The sequence below is a fragment of the Martinezella sp. CNPSo 3959 genome, assembly GCF_057784355.1.
On sequence record NZ_JBXSOV010000011.1, the window covers coordinates 1 to 15,485 of the forward strand.

The 15,485-nt window shown below is 58.4% G+C and carries 15 protein-coding genes; 10 read left to right on the forward strand and 5 right to left on the reverse strand.

The genetic code is table 11. The features are described from left to right. The first annotated feature begins 57 nt into the window (after positions 1 to 57). From AC13RE_RS20845 to AC13RE_RS20860, 4 genes are all read left to right on the forward strand, one after another. Positions 58 to 1,191: an IS630 family transposase gene (locus tag AC13RE_RS20845; protein ID WP_488564462.1), complete on the forward strand. Its 1,134-nt coding sequence runs from the start codon at positions 58 to 60 to the stop codon at positions 1,189 to 1,191. Between the two features lie 88 nt (positions 1,192 to 1,279). Next, positions 1,280 to 2,353: a glycosyltransferase gene (locus AC13RE_RS20850; RefSeq protein ID WP_488564329.1), complete on the forward strand. Its 1,074-nt coding sequence runs from the start codon at positions 1,280 to 1,282 to the stop codon at positions 2,351 to 2,353. Between the two features lie 143 nt (positions 2,354 to 2,496). Further along, positions 2,497 to 3,777: a polysaccharide biosynthesis/export family protein gene (locus AC13RE_RS20855; protein WP_132717767.1), complete on the forward strand. Its 1,281-nt coding sequence runs from the start codon at positions 2,497 to 2,499 to the stop codon at positions 3,775 to 3,777. Between the two features lie 274 nt (positions 3,778 to 4,051). Further along, the gene (locus AC13RE_RS20860) at positions 4,052 to 4,432 is read left to right on the forward strand and encodes a hypothetical protein (RefSeq protein ID WP_132717768.1); all 381 of its coding nucleotides are present in this window, start codon (positions 4,052 to 4,054) and stop codon (positions 4,430 to 4,432) included. Positions 4,433 to 4,489: 57 nt separating this feature from the next. On the opposite strand, the gene AC13RE_RS20865 is transcribed toward AC13RE_RS20860, so the two are convergent. Further along, complete coding sequence (locus AC13RE_RS20865; RefSeq protein WP_488564330.1) at positions 4,490 to 5,323, reverse strand: FkbM family methyltransferase; 834 nt, start codon at positions 5,321 to 5,323, stop codon at positions 4,490 to 4,492. A 449-nt stretch (positions 5,324 to 5,772) separates the two neighbouring features. Then, entirely contained in the window at positions 5,773 to 6,249 is a 477-nt protein-coding gene (locus AC13RE_RS20870) for a ProQ/FINO family protein (protein ID WP_488564331.1), read from the reverse strand. Positions 6,250 to 6,758: 509 nt separating this feature from the next. Here AC13RE_RS20870 and AC13RE_RS20875 point away from each other — a divergent pair. The 3 genes from AC13RE_RS20875 (at position 6,759) to AC13RE_RS20885 (ending at position 9,195) form a co-directional block, all read left to right on the forward strand. Further along, positions 6,759 to 7,199 (forward strand): DoxX family protein, encoded by a 441-nt coding sequence (locus AC13RE_RS20875; RefSeq protein WP_207899623.1) that lies wholly within the window; start codon positions 6,759 to 6,761, stop codon positions 7,197 to 7,199. 205 nt (positions 7,200 to 7,404) lie between these two features. Beyond that, entirely contained in the window at positions 7,405 to 8,106 is a 702-nt protein-coding gene (locus AC13RE_RS20880; protein ID WP_488564332.1) for a GntR family transcriptional regulator, read from the forward strand. A 126-nt stretch (positions 8,107 to 8,232) separates the two neighbouring features. Beyond that, positions 8,233 to 9,195, forward strand: a complete 963-nt coding sequence (locus AC13RE_RS20885) for a dihydrodipicolinate synthase family protein (RefSeq protein ID WP_488564333.1) — start codon at positions 8,233 to 8,235, stop codon at positions 9,193 to 9,195. Positions 9,196 to 9,387: 192 nt separating this feature from the next. Here AC13RE_RS20885 and AC13RE_RS20890 read toward each other — a convergent pair whose 3' ends face one another. After that, the gene (locus AC13RE_RS20890) at positions 9,388 to 10,425 is read right to left on the reverse strand and encodes an Ldh family oxidoreductase (RefSeq protein ID WP_488564334.1); all 1,038 of its coding nucleotides are present in this window, start codon (positions 10,423 to 10,425) and stop codon (positions 9,388 to 9,390) included. A gap of 252 nt (positions 10,426 to 10,677) precedes the next feature. Between AC13RE_RS20890 and AC13RE_RS20895 the strand changes: the two genes are divergently transcribed. Further along, positions 10,678 to 11,919: an NAD(P)/FAD-dependent oxidoreductase gene (locus tag AC13RE_RS20895; RefSeq protein ID WP_488564335.1), complete on the forward strand. Its 1,242-nt coding sequence runs from the start codon at positions 10,678 to 10,680 to the stop codon at positions 11,917 to 11,919. Between the two features lie 107 nt (positions 11,920 to 12,026). Here AC13RE_RS20895 and AC13RE_RS20900 read toward each other — a convergent pair whose 3' ends face one another. Together AC13RE_RS20900 and AC13RE_RS20905 are read right to left on the reverse strand one after the other, a co-directional pair. After that, positions 12,027 to 12,311, reverse strand: coding sequence for a hypothetical protein (locus AC13RE_RS20900; RefSeq protein ID WP_132717775.1), 285 nt, complete (start codon positions 12,309 to 12,311; stop codon positions 12,027 to 12,029). After that, positions 12,311 to 13,108, reverse strand: a complete 798-nt coding sequence (locus AC13RE_RS20905; protein ID WP_488564336.1) for a DUF899 domain-containing protein — start codon at positions 13,106 to 13,108, stop codon at positions 12,311 to 12,313. The genes AC13RE_RS20900 and AC13RE_RS20905 overlap by 1 nt, the downstream gene beginning before the upstream one ends. Positions 13,109 to 13,227: 119 nt before the next feature. Between AC13RE_RS20905 and AC13RE_RS20910 the strand changes: the two genes are divergently transcribed. Next, positions 13,228 to 14,448, forward strand: a complete 1,221-nt coding sequence (locus tag AC13RE_RS20910) for a helix-turn-helix domain-containing protein (protein WP_488564337.1) — start codon at positions 13,228 to 13,230, stop codon at positions 14,446 to 14,448. 51 nt (positions 14,449 to 14,499) lie between these two features. After that, positions 14,500 to 15,132, forward strand: coding sequence for a Vgb family protein (locus AC13RE_RS20915; RefSeq protein ID WP_488564338.1), 633 nt, complete (start codon positions 14,500 to 14,502; stop codon positions 15,130 to 15,132). Positions 15,133 to 15,485: the final 353 nt, after the last annotated feature.

Here is a 15,485-nt window from a genome sequence, read left to right on the forward strand (position 1 = left end):
TGGTCGGAACATAAGTTCGAGTTATTTAGTGAGTACTTGTTGGCAGGGAGCTTAGCGATGGCAAATGCGACCGGACGGCCCACAGAGCCCTTGGTTTTGAGTAAGGAAGAGCGGGATTATCTGGAGCTGCAAGTGCATCGGCGTCGGGCGGCAACGCGCTCAATGGCCGAACGATGCCAGATCATCCTTTACTGCGCAGATGGCATGACCAGCAAGGCCGTGGCGGCGAAGCTTGGAATCCATGAAAACACCGTCGGCAAGTGGCGGCGGCGCTTCTTGAAAAATCGTACAGACGGGCTTCTCGATCAGGAGCGGCCGGGTCGGCCGCGCACGATCGATGACGAGCAGATTGCGGCCATTATTGAGCGCACCCTTCAATCCACCCAGGACGCCACCCATTGGTCAATCCGTTCGATGGCGGCGGCGACGGGATTTTCGCACACGACAATTCGCCGCATATGGGCGGCGTTCGGTCTGCAGCCCCATCGTATGCAGACATTCAAGTTATCAACGGATCCGCTTTTCATCGATAAAGTTATTGATATTCTTGGGCTTTACATGTCTCCGCCCAATCGCGCACTGGTGTTGGGCGTCAATGAGCGCGGCCTTCTTCAGGAGCTTGAGAACGAGCGTCCCGCCACGTCGGCAAGCCACTACGGAACGGAAGCTCACGCCGCTTCCGCCCCTTGGCAGGGAACCGTTTCGCTGGTCGGCGCCCTCGATATCGTTTGCGGTTTTGTGGTCGATAAATATCACAAGCAGCATGGTGCCGGCGAGTTTCTGGAGTTTCTGAAACAGATTGATGCAAGCGCCCGGCCCGAGATCGATGTTCACATCATTTTGGATAATAGCGAGGTGCATAAGAGCTCGTTGGTTCAGTCATGGCTGATGCATCGCCCTCGTTATCACCTGCATTTTACACCTACGCCGGTTTTCTGGTTGCGTCAGGTTGAGAGCTGGATCGGAGAAATGAGGCGCAGGCGGGCTCCTCTTGGTGCTCAGGCTTCAGCAAGCCAGTTGGAAGCTGATATGCGGGCTTTCATCGAGCATCACAGTGAAAGCATCAGCCCATATAAATGGCTTAAATCCGATACGGCTTATCCCTCCCGGCACACGTTCCGGCAGAAAAGCGCACCGGACATCAAGGCGCTAAGCCTGAATATATCGGAGCGGCTGAATAAATCAGTATAACTCCAGACTATACATAGAATGTAGTATAACTGTTCTGTTCACGGGGTGCTTCATGCGTGTCGCAATCATACATTATTGGTTGGTTGGAATGCGTGGAGGAGAAAAAGTTCTGGAGGCCCTTTGCCGGATGTATCCGGGTGCCGATATCTTTACGCATGTCTACGATCCATCTGTTATCTCCGAAACCATCAAAAAGCATCGCGTCCATACGACATTCATAGATCGGCTTCCCTATGCGAAGCGGATGTATAAGAAATATCTTCCGTTGATGCCCATGGCGCTCGAGCAGGTCAACCTGAATGAATATGATCTCGTTATCAGCAGTGAATCAGGGCCAGCCAAAGGAATAATACCCAATTCAACGGCTCTGCATGTGTGTTACTGCCATTCGCCGATGAGGTATATCTGGAACATGTATAATAGCTATTACGATAGCTCCGGCCTCATGACGCGCCTGATGATGCCGCCGCTCGCCCATTATCTAAGAACATGGGACGTGGCTACCGCCAATCGCGTCGATGATTTTGCTGCAAATTCGCTGACAGTTGCCCGGCGTATCAAGAGCTACTACCGGCGAGATGCCGAAATCATCCATCCGCCGGTCGACACGTCTGCATTTCATCCTGTGGCTCAGTCGGAAGTCGGCGATCATTATCTTATGGTTGGCGAACTCGTCAGCTACAAGCGACCGGACCTTGCCGTCGAGGCGTTCAACCAAATGAAGATGAAGCTTGTCGTTATCGGCGGCGGCGAGATGCTGGAACGATTGCAGAAAATGGCGGGGCCGACGGTGACGATGATGGGGCCGCAGCCGTTTCGGGTTCTGCAGGAGCAATATGCGCGCTGCAAGGCATTGGTCTTTCCGGGCGAAGAGGATTTTGGAATCGTACCCGTCGAAGCAATGGCGAGCGGTCGGCCGGTTATTGCGTTCAATCGCGGAGGGGCAACAGAAACGGTCGTTGCCGGAAAGACAGGGATCTTTTTCGAGTCCCAGACAGTCGATGCATTGATCGAAGCGGTGGAGCATCTCGAGCGTATGGATCTCCGTCCAGGTGATGCCGTTGCGCGCGCTGCGGAATTCAGAACCGAAATCTTCATGAGAAGATTTGCGTCCTTCGTCAACAGATCGACCGGTGAACAGCCAAAAGTCGTTCATGGCTAGGTGTATGATGGGAAGTGCGGCATTCAATAAGGCGCCTTCGCCGTCGAGTAGGAGTGGAAGCCATGGAGCTGAATAGATCGGTGCGAAGGGCAGGGGGCCATGGCAATATAGCCGAGAAAAATAATCGGCGTCCCGGATATGGGTTGTCCATTCTGGCTACGATTGGCATGGCTTTCGTGCTGGGCTTGTCGAGCGCTCATGCGGATGACTATATCCTCGGGCCTCAGGACAAATTGCGCATACGCGTATATGAATGGCGTCCGATGGCCGGCTCCGCTGTCGAATGGGAGCCGTTGACCGGCGAATTTGTCATATCAGCATCGGGTAACCTGTCGCTGCCTATCATCGGGACCGTACCGGCAGCCGGTATGACTTCCGAGCAGGTCGCCGAGAGCATCGGCGAGCGGTTGAAGACGCAGGTCGGCATGCAAAAGCGTCCCAACGCATCGGTGGAGGTGGCGCAATACCGGCCATTCTTCCTGACCGGTCTGGTGGCCAAGCCCGGGCGTTATGATTACAGTCCTGGCCTTACGGTCATTCAGGCCCTCAGCATGGCCGGAGGGACATTCGGTGTCACTGACCCGACGCTTGTCGGTCTGCAGCGAGAGGCCGTGGTCGCCCGGGGTGATCTGCGCTCTTTGGATGTCGAGCGGCTCAGCCTTCTGGCGCGGCAGGCGCGTCTGGACGCCGTCATCGATAACAAGCCCTCGATCAGCTTTCCGCCGGAGTTGATGCAGCGCGCAGTCGATCCGCTTATCGCCCGCATGATGGACGAAGAGCAGGATTTGTTCGATACGCGACAGCGCTCCTTGCGCACCGAGACCGATGCGCTGAACCAGGCAAAGCTTCTCGCCAGCAATCAGATCGAAGCTCTCACCTCGAAAGCCGCCTCGCTTGCAAAGCAGATAGAGCTTGCCAACAAGGATGTCGGGACGGTCAACAAGCTGATCGCCCAGGGGTTGACTGTGTCATCGCGCGAGCTTAACGCCAATCAGAACCTGGCCCAGCTCGAAAGCCAGAACCTTGACGTGGCACTTGCCAATCTCAAGGCACGGCAGGACATCGCGAAGGCGGATGGCGATATTGCCGATGTCAGCAATCGTTATCGTACGCAGGCATTGACCGAGGCGGCAGATGTGCGCGATCGCCTCGCCGCCAACAGGGAGAAGTCAGCAACGACCCAAGCTCTGCTCGACAATATTCAAGCGCGTGCCCCCGCGGCTGCGGCAAGTCTGGCAAGCGAGGATCCGCGACGCACGCTCAAGACCACGATCGATCGTATCGTCGACGGCAGCTTACATAGCATGGCTGCGAGCGACAATGACCCGGTCGCGCCCGGCGATGTCATTCGCGTCGAAGATGAAAAGCCGCAGGCGCTGACTCAAACGACAGACAATGGGTTAGGCCCGGCATTGTCTCCGTGATGACAAGACGGTTCCGTAGATTCGGGCAAATCCTCCAAAAGGCCTGCAAGCAGAGGATGCTTTGAGAGTGGCTTTCGCATTATGCGCGTATCGATCGCAGCCAATAATCATCTCAGAGTAGTAATTTTGCTCTCGTCGTCAGTCTTTCTCTGAAAATTGGGCGTATAACCGCATAAGCTGGAAATATTCGACTTGTCCCAGAGGCGCAGATCACGGATACTATGAATAGGTATTATTTTTGATCGAAGATGAACTACTCGGAGCTAGACGTTTGATGGCTTGGGGTCTCATTGTCTCTTTCGTAGTCGGGGCTTTATGTGCCCTAAGAGTACCAATTCTGCTTTTTACGATCATCGTCCTCATTGTGATGGTCGGCTACGCACTTTCCAATATCGGCTCTGGTAGCTCTGCACTCGACATCTTAGTATGGTCTTTCATTCTGGCTGCCGTGCTCGAGGCTGGGTATATTTTTCCGCGCATGTTACTTTACGTCATCTATGTAAAAGTGCTCGGACGAGATATCGGCAGGTCGAACTCGAGGAACGGGTCGGACCTTTTCACCAGCGATCTGTTTCAAGCCCGTTCGGATGCAAGGCTTTCTGCGAAAGCTGAGCGCGGAGGTGTCGACAAAGCTCGCCCCGGGATGCGGGACTGAAAGAAAAGCCGCGCTGATGATCTGTGCCTTTGTTTTGCAAGGGAGGCCGTGCGTCGCTCAGGATTCAGGCGCTATAATTTTTGGCGTTTCTCCGCTTCTGAGCGTCCGCGAAACATACCAGCCGTCCCATTGCGAGAACTGCGGAAATACGCGCCTGTATCCCTTGCCCTCAAGGAGCGTCTGGATCGCCGTTTCGGTCTTGGGATTATTCTCCACGGAAATGAGCTGAAATTCACGGCTGAAACTATAGGCAGAAAGTATGTCCAGCTCACTGCCTTCCGTATCTATCGAAAAGTAGTCGATGACGGTTGGCGCATTGTAGGTATCAAGCAGGTCGTCCAGCGATATGGTCTCTACCTCGATCTGTCTCCCCTGACTGCGAACGCCGGAAAAATGATCTCCCTGAGAAAAATCTGCAATGGAGCTCAATTCCGGGTCCGTTTCATCCGTAACGATGAACTTGACTGTCGCGCCGGAACGCGATGATACGCATCGATGCTCGATGGAGGCGGATCTGTTGGCCGCCAGATCGGAATGCCAGATCGGGTTCGGCTCGGCGAGGATCCCATTCCAGCCGAACTTCTTTTCAAGGAGCCAGCTGTTGCTATTCTTCAAGCCATTGGTCGAGCCGAATTCCACGAAAAATCCATTTCTTTTCTCTGCAAGCTCGAAACAGACCCAGAGATCCTGCAGAATCTGCGCGTGCGACCAGCTTCGCCTGGCCAGGCAATAGCTGAGGAACCGGGCATTGTCGTCCAGTATGACATCGGCTATTTCCGCTCTGTTCAGGCGAATGGCGTTGAAAATAGCTTTTTGCAGAGTTTTATTCTTATGAAATCTGCCAACAGCAGATGATAATCCAGACAACATGAATTTCTTGGCGTCAAACATCTTGGCAATCCAAATATTCTGCAACGCTAAGTTAGCGCATTATTCGCTCTTAACCAATCGATATTCCTAGTCTTGGGTCCGGTTGTATCGTTTGGCAGGCAATTCGAAGTGGAAGGCGATCATGCACAGACATCATCGGGAGGTCATGCGCATGCTCATCGAGGCTTCGCGTCGCGCTCCGCGATGGTGCATTTCAGCTCCAGATGGCCGGGATCCGTCACATCGAGCTTATCCCATGGCACGATGTGACCGCTCTTCAAACCCAAAGGGGCGCGAATAGCCAGGGGAATCATCGACTGTGTCGAGCAGGCGAGATTTGGCAAATGTTATCTCGAAAGGCGGCCGTGCGGCGAACACGGCGCACTATCCTCACGGAAGAACGAACGGCGCTTCCGCTGCGGCCTCCCGGCAATAAAATGAGAAAGTATAGGAGGCGCGCCTCAGGTGCGTCAGCGAGCGGCGCGGTCGGATCGTCTACCCAGCAGGGAGGCTCGAATGAGTTCCGCTTTGTTCACTGCCGGCGGCGGGGGCGGCTCTTCGGGCCGAGTTGCCGCCTTGGCGTGTGTTTGACGCAGCGCGATTAGGCGCTGCTGCGCGGCAAGTCTGTCCTCTGCCGAAAGCGGCTCGATGGGATTGCCGGCGAGATCGTGACGCATGGAATCCAACAGAGCGCAGGCATGATAATATCGCTTGGAATGCAGAAACGCGCTGGTGGCGCGACGAAGCGACATGACTGGTACATCAGGCTTCAAAAGCGGACGGATTTCATTCCAGAGACCCAGCGCAAAGGGACGAATTGGATCGCCGGCCTTGACGGGCAGAATGCCGATGGGGTGAAGCAGGAGCGTGTTGATCGCAGCCGCCTTCTTGATGTCGAGCTCCGTCGCCACGATCGGCTCGCGATTGGTCGTCCAGGGTTCTTCCATCAAATCGTTCCTCTGCGTGCAATTCCATTACGGTTTGATTGTGAAGTGATTTTGACGAGACGGCAACGAAATCCGCCGCTGCTTGTTCGCCCTCACGCCAAGCCGACGTCCATATATGAGGTGCGTTGTTCTGCAGCAAGTTTGGTTAACGAGATTTTCATAGTTGGCTGGCTAGTTTTTGCGGCGCCGCGATAGGTAGCGCGTACGCGGCGCATCCTCTCTCAATCCCGAATTCGTAACAAGCGGTCCCGCGAAAATGTCGCAGGGTCTGAGCCTGGGGTAACTCTTGCCGCATAGGCGACGAAAAGGGTCAATCTTTGCAGGCTCTTTCTGCAAGGTTCAATCCTGGCTTGCGGCAGGATGCGGGGCGCTGAGCTGACGAAAACGGCTTCGATCAGTTTCTTTATCCGCCGGCGGTTGCACTATCAAAATAATTTTCTTCCGCTTGTCGGAATCGCCTTCTGTCGGTCGTCCTTGGAGCATCAACCGCTTCAATCTGGAGGAATATCGTGGAAAACGCTCAATCAGTTTGGCAGATTGCCGCCATTCTCGTCGCTCGCCTGATCTTCGCCGCCGTCTTCGTGATGGCCGCCTCGTTCAAATTCATGGATATGGGCGCGACCGCCGGCTATATCGCCGCCGCCGGTTTCCCGTTCCCATTATTCCTGGCCTGGTGTGCGGCGATCCTTGAAGTGCTGCTCGTCATTGCCTTCTTGACCGGTGCCTTGTTTACCCCGGCGGCGCTCGCGGCAGCCGTCTATGTCATCTTCCTCGGATTCTCGTTCCACGGTCCGGCACGCTGGGCCGGCAACCAGGCCGAATTCGGCTTTTTCGTAGACCATTTCGTTTTCCTTGCGGGGCTGCTCTTCGCAGCGGTGCACGGGCCAGGCAGCGTGCTTGCCGCAAAGTGGGCACTCCGGCCGGGCAGGTATGACGCGGCTTCATCATAATTCGAAGCTTGCCGCACTATTTGCCCATTTACACACAGATCGTGATGCGCCGGCGCCGGAAGAGGTGGTCTGTGAAGACCGCAGCTTGCGGCGCCGCTGAATATGCGCGAAGCCGAGTCTCGATTTTAGCGAAGGCTCGGAAGCGCCGTTGATTTACCTGGCAGGCCCCTTTACTTCTCTCGCTGAAAGAAGAGGTCAGCCAGCCATGGATCATGAAACAAGCCTCCGAAACGAGCGCAAGCGCGGCTCCGGCGTAAAGGTGGTCTACGATATCTTGCGTGACGAGATTCTGGATCTGGAGCTGCCGCCAGGCAGCCCCATCGACGAGGTGCAGCTTTCCGAACGTTTCGGCATGTCGCGCACGCCGATCCGTGAAGCCTTGGTGCGGCTGGCGGGCGAGGGGCTGATCGATACGCTGCCCAATCGCTCGACCATGGTGTCGCAGATCGACTTCCTCAACATGCACAGCTATTTCGATGCGCTGGTGTTGATGTATCGGGTCACGACGCAGCTCGCGGCGAAATATCACCGTCCGGAGGATCTGGAAACCGTGAGGGCTCTCCAGGCTGAATTCGCCAATGCGGTCGAAGCGCAGGATGCGCTTGCCATGATCTCGACCAATGCCGCGCTGCATCTTGCGATCGCAGAGGCCGGGCGCAATCCCTATTTCACCAGCCTCTTCTCGCGTTTGCTGAACGAGGGCCGGCGCCTCCTGCGCCTTTATTACCAATCCTACAACGATCAGCTGCCGCGCCGCTTCGTCGAGGAGCACGATGAAATCATTGCCGCGATCGAGGCGCGGAATACGGAGCTTGCGGAGCGTCTCGCGCGCGAACATGCCGAACAGATCGTCAGTCAGATCCAGAAACTGCTGACGCGCGAAGAGCGTCTCGAGGTCAGTCTTTAGTCTGCATATTTCTTGTCGACAAATTAAATACAAGGCTGTATGAATGCTGCACAGACGGTGAGGCGTGGCGGCGAATGCGGCTGGGTTGCCGATCCACTCGAGCCCAAGCCACAAGAGGATAGACAGATGACCGCAAGCATTTTCTCCGGCGTAATCCCTGCCTTGATGACCCCGTGCAAGGCCGATCGCAGCCCCGATTTCGATGCGCTCGTGCGCAAGGGCAAGCAGCTCATTGCCGAGGGCATGTCGGCTGTCGTCTATTGCGGCTCCATGGGCGATTGGCCGCTGTTGACCGATGCGCAGCGCATGGAAGGGGTAGAACGGCTGACCCAGGCAGGCGTACCTGTCGTCGTTGGCACCGGCGCCGTCAATACGGCCTCGGCCGTTGCCCATGCCTCGCATGCCCAGAAAGTGGGCGCCAAGGGCCTGATGGTGATCCCCCGCGTGCTGTCGCGCGGCTCTGTGATTGCCGCGCAGAAGGCGCACTTCAAGGCGATCTTGTCAGCCGCGCCCGATCTTCCCGCCGTTATCTATAACAGCCCTTATTATGGGTTTGCCACGCGTGCCGATCTGTTCTTTGCGCTGCGTGCCGAGCATCCGAACCTCGTGGGCTTTAAGGAATTCGGCGGCCCCGCCGACATGCGCTATGCTGCCGAGAACATCACCAGCCGCGACGATGAGGTATCACTCATGATCGGCGTCGATACCGCGGTCTTCCACGGCTTCGTCAATTGCGGCGCGACCGGTGCTATCACCGGCATCGGCAACGTTCTGCCCAAGGAAGTCATCCATCTCTGCAATCTCGCGCAGGCTGCCGCCAAGGGCGATGTCGATGCGCGTCAGCGCGCGCTCGAGCTGGAGCAGGCGCTTGCCGTCCTGTCTTCTTTCGATGAAGGTCCGGATCTGGTTCTCTTTTTCAAGTACATGATGGTGCTGAAGGGCGACAAGGAATACGAGCTTCATTTCAATGAAAGCGATGTCTTGAATGAGAGCCAGCGCGGCTATGTCGAGACGCAGTTCAAGCTGTTCAACAGCTGGTACGCCGAGTGGAGCAGGCTTCCCGGCGCCGTGGAAAAGTATAAGGCCTAAGCTGTTACGATCAGCTTAGAGCATGTCGCGCAAAAGTGTGCAGCGGTTTTGCGACAACGACATGCGCAAAATGAAGGACCTAAAGCGCGGGAAGCGAATCTGAAAGATCGCGACGCGCTTTAGGCTCGATATGCGAGAGGCTCCGGGGCCTCTTTTATCTTGTTCTGGCCTTCACTTGCATTTCAACGTCGCTCAGGCCACGGCATCGAGGCCCAGCTCCTCCAGGCGATCGAGCTGGCGCATCTCCTCTGATGTCAGCGGGATACCATCCTTTTCCGCACGGGCGCGAGCGTCGAAACGACGTTGCGAGGGCAAGCGCGCGCCTTGGCCGACAATTGCTTCGAACAGCACTTCGGCACGGGCAAGCGGGTTTCCTGGTCGACCCGCCGCAAAAGCCTCTGGCGAGAAGGCGACGATGAGTTCGCCGTGGCGTGGCGCAAACGCGGTCGAGCCGAGATAATCGAGTGCCTCGCGGCTGGTGAAATCACCGATCATGATGCCAGCCAGAAGTTCGATCATGGTGCCGATCGCCGAACCCTTGTGACCGCCAAACGGTAGCATAGCGCCCGCGAGCGCCGCTTCCGGATCGGTCGTCGGCTGACCATCGGTATCTATCGCCCAACCCTCAGGCAAAGGCTTGCCGGCGCGCCGATGCAATTCGATCTCGCCGCGCGCCGCAACCGAAGTCGCGAAGTCGAAGACGTAAGGCGGATTGTCGAGGCGCGGCCAGCCGAAGGCGAATGGGTTGGTTCCCAGCAGCGGCGCCGTGCCCCCTGCGGGCGCGACGGTGGCATAGCTGGGGCACATGGCAAAGGCGGCAAGGCCACGCTCCGTCAGCGCTTCCACCTCCGGCCAGAGTGCTGCGAAATGCGTGCAGTCGTTAATAGCAAGTGCAGCAATGCCGAAATGGCGAGCCTGTTCGGCAAGTACAGTTACGCCGAGCTCGAAGGCGGCATTGGAAAAGCCGCTCCTGGCATCCACGCGAACGATGGCCGAGTCGGCTAGGTGCTCCAGTTCGGGCACTGCATCCGGCCGAACTTTGCCGGCCTTGACCGTGCGCAGCACGCCTTCGATGCGATAGATGCCATGCGATTTGCAGGCGTCCCGTTCGCCCGCGACGATCGTCCGTGCGATCGCAGCTCCCTGTTGTGCATTGAAGCCGGCTTTGGAAAGGATCAATTCGACGCGGCTTTGCAGTGCAGCGGATGTCAGGGTGGTCACATCGGTCAATTTCGGTTCTCCCTTATTATGCTTGCTTGCATCATAAACATGGAAATTATAAATACAAAAAGAATACAAAAAATCGACATGCGGGTTCGCTATTTCGTCGCGCATTTCGGTTTGCCATAACGCTTGACGATAATTGCTTAACCTATCGATATCCGCGCTTGATCCCGTGCCGGGAGGAGGGATGCCCATGATCAGCCTGAGCTCTGGAATAGCGTTTGCCGGCGGAGCGACGCAGATTGCGGAAATACAGAGATGAGCAGACCGGACGTTATCGTCATCGGGGCCGGCGTGATTGGTCTTTCCACTGCGATCGCGGCTCAGAAGCGCGGCTTGCAGGTTGTGGTCCTCGATCGCGAGGGACCGGCCGCAGGCGCATCGGCGGGGAATGCCGGCGCTTTCGCTTTCACCGATATCCTGCCGCTTGCCTCTCCAGGTATCCTGAAGAAAGCGCCCAAGTGGCTCCTCGATCCGCTTGGGCCGCTCTCCGTGCCCCCCGCCTATGCGCTGCGGATCGCGCCCTGGATGTTTCGGTTTTGGCGCGCCTGCCAGCCGTCGCGCGTTGCCCATTCCATCGCGGCCCAGACAAGCCTCATGGATCTGTCCAAGGCGGAACTGGAGCCTTTCCTCGCTGCCACCGATACGCTCTCGATGCTGCGCAAGGAGGGCAATCTGCAGGTCTATGAAAGCGAGGCGGAATTCCGTGCTTCGCTGCCCGGTTGGGACGCACGCCGAAATCACGGCATCGAATTTCAGCACCTGAAAGCCGACGAGATGGCGGCGATTCAGCCGGGGCTGGCGTCGCGCTTTATACTCGGTACCTTCACGCCCGGCTGGTATTCCATTGCCGACCCAAAGCTTTATACGCTGGCGCTGGCTGAGCATTTTCGCAGCCACGGCGGTGTCATCGAGGCGGCTGATATCTCCGCGCTTCGTGCGATCCCTGCGGGTGTCGAGGTGGCGACGGCGGATGGAAAACTGCGCCAGAGCGGCAAGGTCGTCCTGGCTGCCGGTGCCTTCTCGCATCGGATCGCCAAAACGCTCGGCGAGCGCATCCCGCTTGAGACCGAACGTGGCTATAACACGACGCTTCCGGCCGATGCCTTCGATCTGCGCACGCAGATAACCTTCGGCGGCCATGGCTTCGTCGTCAGCAAGCTTTCCACCGGCATTCGCGTCGGCGGCGCGGTGGAACTGGGTGGATTGGAGTTGCCTGCGAATTTTCGCCGCTCCGAGGCCATGCTTCAGAAGGTCCGCACTTTCCTGACCGGTTTCAAACCGGAGGGCGGGGTGCAGTGGATGGGCTTCCGGCCGTCGCTGCCGGATAGCCTCCCCGCTATCGGCCAGGCCAGGGTTACGCTGGATGTGATCTATGCCTTCGGCCACGGCCATCTCGGCCTGACCCAATCGGCCGGCACCGCACGCCTGGTCGCCGACCTTTTAACGGGGCAGAGGCCGGCGATCGATCTGGCACCCTTCTCGCCGCAACGTTTCTGACAGAGCCGCAGGAACTTACCTGCCGATCAATTACGACAGACGGCGATCGATCCCTCGTTTGCCGTCTGTCGTGGATTTTCTTTCAGACTGGTCAATGCCGCCGGGACTTAGCCCGGCGCGCGAGCGCGATGTTCCTGTCTTGCAAGCAACCTCAGCCAGGGGCCGCAATGAAACAGGCTCATAAGTAGATACATCGGTACCATCCCGCCGAGCATCGAACCGCCTTGCGCCGAGCAGATCATATCGCCGCCCGCACCGTAGGCCGACAGCACGGTCATGAGGGCGAAGCTCGGCGCTGCCGCCAGCGCCAGCCATCGGCTGGCGGTGACGGGCAGGTTGGGGGCGGCGAGATGCACGCCGTCCCCTTCATTGCTTTCGGATAGGCGCAACATCAGTTTGCCCCGTAGCGATCGTGATGTTTCCACCACACGCCGGTCTCGTTGCGGCCCAGCGGCGCGCGGTCGAGCCACTGGTACATGCCCCAGAGACCATCAAGGCCGCGGGCATAGGAGGAATAGGTATGATAGACGTCTCCGTCCTGCATGGCGAAGGCGCTGACGCCGGGTCGATCCCGCGTGTAGGTCGCGATATCCGTCCCCGTCATTGACGCCATCAGTTCAACCGGACCTTCGCTGCCGCGCAGCTCCCATTGCTGTATCGTCTTGCCCGCCTGAGCATCGAGCATTGGCGGCTCGCGACGATAATTATATTCGATTTTGCCGCCGCTCTGTTCTTCCGGCGTGAACCAGACATTGAAATCATGATTGAAATCACTGTTTCCCGAAGAGGCCCAGTCGAAGGTCCAGCCCATGCGTTGCTTGAATTCCTGCAGCTTTTCGAGCGGTGCCCGGGAAATGGCCGAGAAGGCGACGTCGTGATTTTCAAGATGCACCGCAATGCCGTTGAAACCATCCGCGATCGATGAGCAGGATGGGCAACCGGCCGTATAGTCCGGCCCGAACATAAAATGATAGACGAGAAGCTGCGAGCGCCCCTTGAAGAGGCCCGAGAGCGGAACGACACCCTGGTTGGTCTCGAGCCGATAGTCCTTTTCCACCTTCACCCAGGGCAACTCCTGGCGGCGGGCGGCGATCTCGTCGCTGCGCCGCGTCAGCTCCTTTTCCTGCTCCAGCAGGGAAAGTCGTGCCGCAAGCCAATCTTTGCGTGTTCCAGTCGCATGCATCGTCATGATTGATCTCCTCTTGTCAGCGACATCTGTCCTGTCGGCGCTGCGTCTTGCCTGCCGATGTGCGATACCTTACGGCTGGAGTGCGAAGGGGTGGGAGTTACAAGTGTGACGGGATTTCGATGGACTCGCTGATCGTCGCGGCTGCCCAGGCGCTCGCTGCCGGAGATGTGCTGGGAGCGTTGAAGCGCGTCGCATTGCGCGACGATGCTCCGGCGCTGGCACTTCGCGGCATAGCCATGGCCCAGCTCGGCGATCTCGCCCGCGCCAAGACCCTTCTGAAGAGTGCCGCACGTGCCTTCGGTCCGCGCGAGGCCATCGCCCGCGCCCGTTGCGTGGTTGCCGAGGCGGAGATCGCCCTTGTCTCACGCGACCTTGGCTGGCCGGAAAAGGCGCTGGAGACGGCGCGGGCCGCTCTCGAAAAACATGGCGATCGCATCAACGCCGCTCATGCCCGCACTTTGCAGATACGCCGCCTGCTGCTCATCGGTCATCTGGACGAGGCGGAGCGCTTGCTGGCGAGGCTCGACCCATCGCCACTGCCGCCCGCCGTAAGGGCAAGTCATGAGCTGGCGGTTGCCGGCATTGCCATCCGCCGCCTGCGTATCGGGCCGGCACGTGCCGCTCTGACGCGTGCGGCGGAAGCGGCACGGAAGGCAGGAATTCCTGCGCTCACCGTCGAGGTGCAGGATGCGGCGCGCATACTCGATGAACCGGCCGCGCGCCTGTTGGCTAAAGGAGGCGAAAGACCATTGTCGCTGGATGAGGTCGAGGCGCTTCTGGCGTCCGATGCCTTGGTCGTGGACGCCTGCCGCAACGTCGTGCGCCGCGCCGGAGACATCATATCGCTTGCGAGCCGGCCCGTGCTTTTTGCCCTTGCGCGCGTGCTTGCTGAAGCGGCTCCTGCCGACGCGCCGCGGGCGCTTTTGCTTTCCCGTGCATTCGGTGCCCGCCATGCCGACGAATCCCACAGGGCGCGGCTGCGTGTGGAGGTCGGCAGGCTTCGCGCCGCCTTGGAGCCGCTCGCAGAGATCAGCGCGACGGCGGAAGGTTTCGTGCTGACGCCTCGGCTGCCAGGTGATGTCGTCGTGCTGGCACCACCGGTCGAGGTCGAGCATGCCTCTGTGCTTGCCCTGCTTTCGGATGGCGAGGCTTGGTCGAGTTCGGCATTGTCGATTGCCCTGTCGACAAGTCCGCGTACCGTGCAGCGTGCGCTCGACGCGCTTGCGGCGACAGGGATGGTGCAAAGCGTCGGCAACGGACGGGCCTGTCGCTGGATGATGCCGCCTGTCGTCGGCTTCCCGACAACATTGTTACTCCCGGGACCGCTGCCGAGCGATTAGGCTTCTTAATTATTATCGACACTCAACCGATCCCGACCGGAGGATGGAAGCATGAAAAAGTCCCAAGCGGAAATCATTCGCGAATATGGCCCTTTCGACAATGCGCCGCGCGTAAACGGCGTCACCTTCGACGGCCAGCACGTGTGGTTCGCCTCCGGCGAGAAGCTGCATGCCCTCAACCCCGAAAGCGGCGAGCAAGTGCGCACGATCGATGTTGCCTCGCACGCCGGCACCGCCTTCGACGGCCGTTACCTCTACCAGATCGCCGAAGACCAGATTCATAAGGTCGACCCGAAAACCGGCAAGATACTCTCCACGATACCGGCGCCCGGCCATGGCGGCGATTCAGGCCTTGCCTGGAGCGAGGGCAGCCTGTGGGTCGGGCAGCATCGCGGCCGCAAGATCTATGAAATCGATCCCGAAACGGGCGCTATCCGGCGCACCATCGAATCCAACCGCATCGTCACGGGCGTGACATGGGTGGATGGCGAGCTATGGCACGGCACCTGGGAGGGCGACGAAAGCGACGTCCGCCGTGTTGATCCGGTGACCGGCGAGGTTTTGGAGCGGCTGGAAATGCCCGAGGGTACCGGCGTTTCCGGCCTGGAATCCGATGGCAAGGATCGCTTCTACGCCGGTGGCGGCGGTAGCGGCAAACTGCGGGCGATCCGCCGTCCGCGTTGAGCGGTTTGCAGTGGAGGTATCTTGTATCCGGGGCCGGATGATCGGCCCCGGACATGTCGTTTCAGGAAGAGCAGACTTACGCCTCTGCCTCAAACGATTGCATCCGGACCACGACTGGATAGCACGACTTTAAAATCGTCGAGTATAGACGAGACTTCAGGCTGGATCCTGAGAGCGCCGACATCCCATCTCATGCATGGTGAACCAACAGCAATGCCATGCGTTTCCAACATGGAAGCCATGCCTTGCTGCTTCGCGTGCTCATCGCCATATTTTACTTACCAATCGCATTCCAATCATTTCCACGTTGTGAGCCGCGCCGATACCGACCGATGCCGTGGGCAATCGTGCGC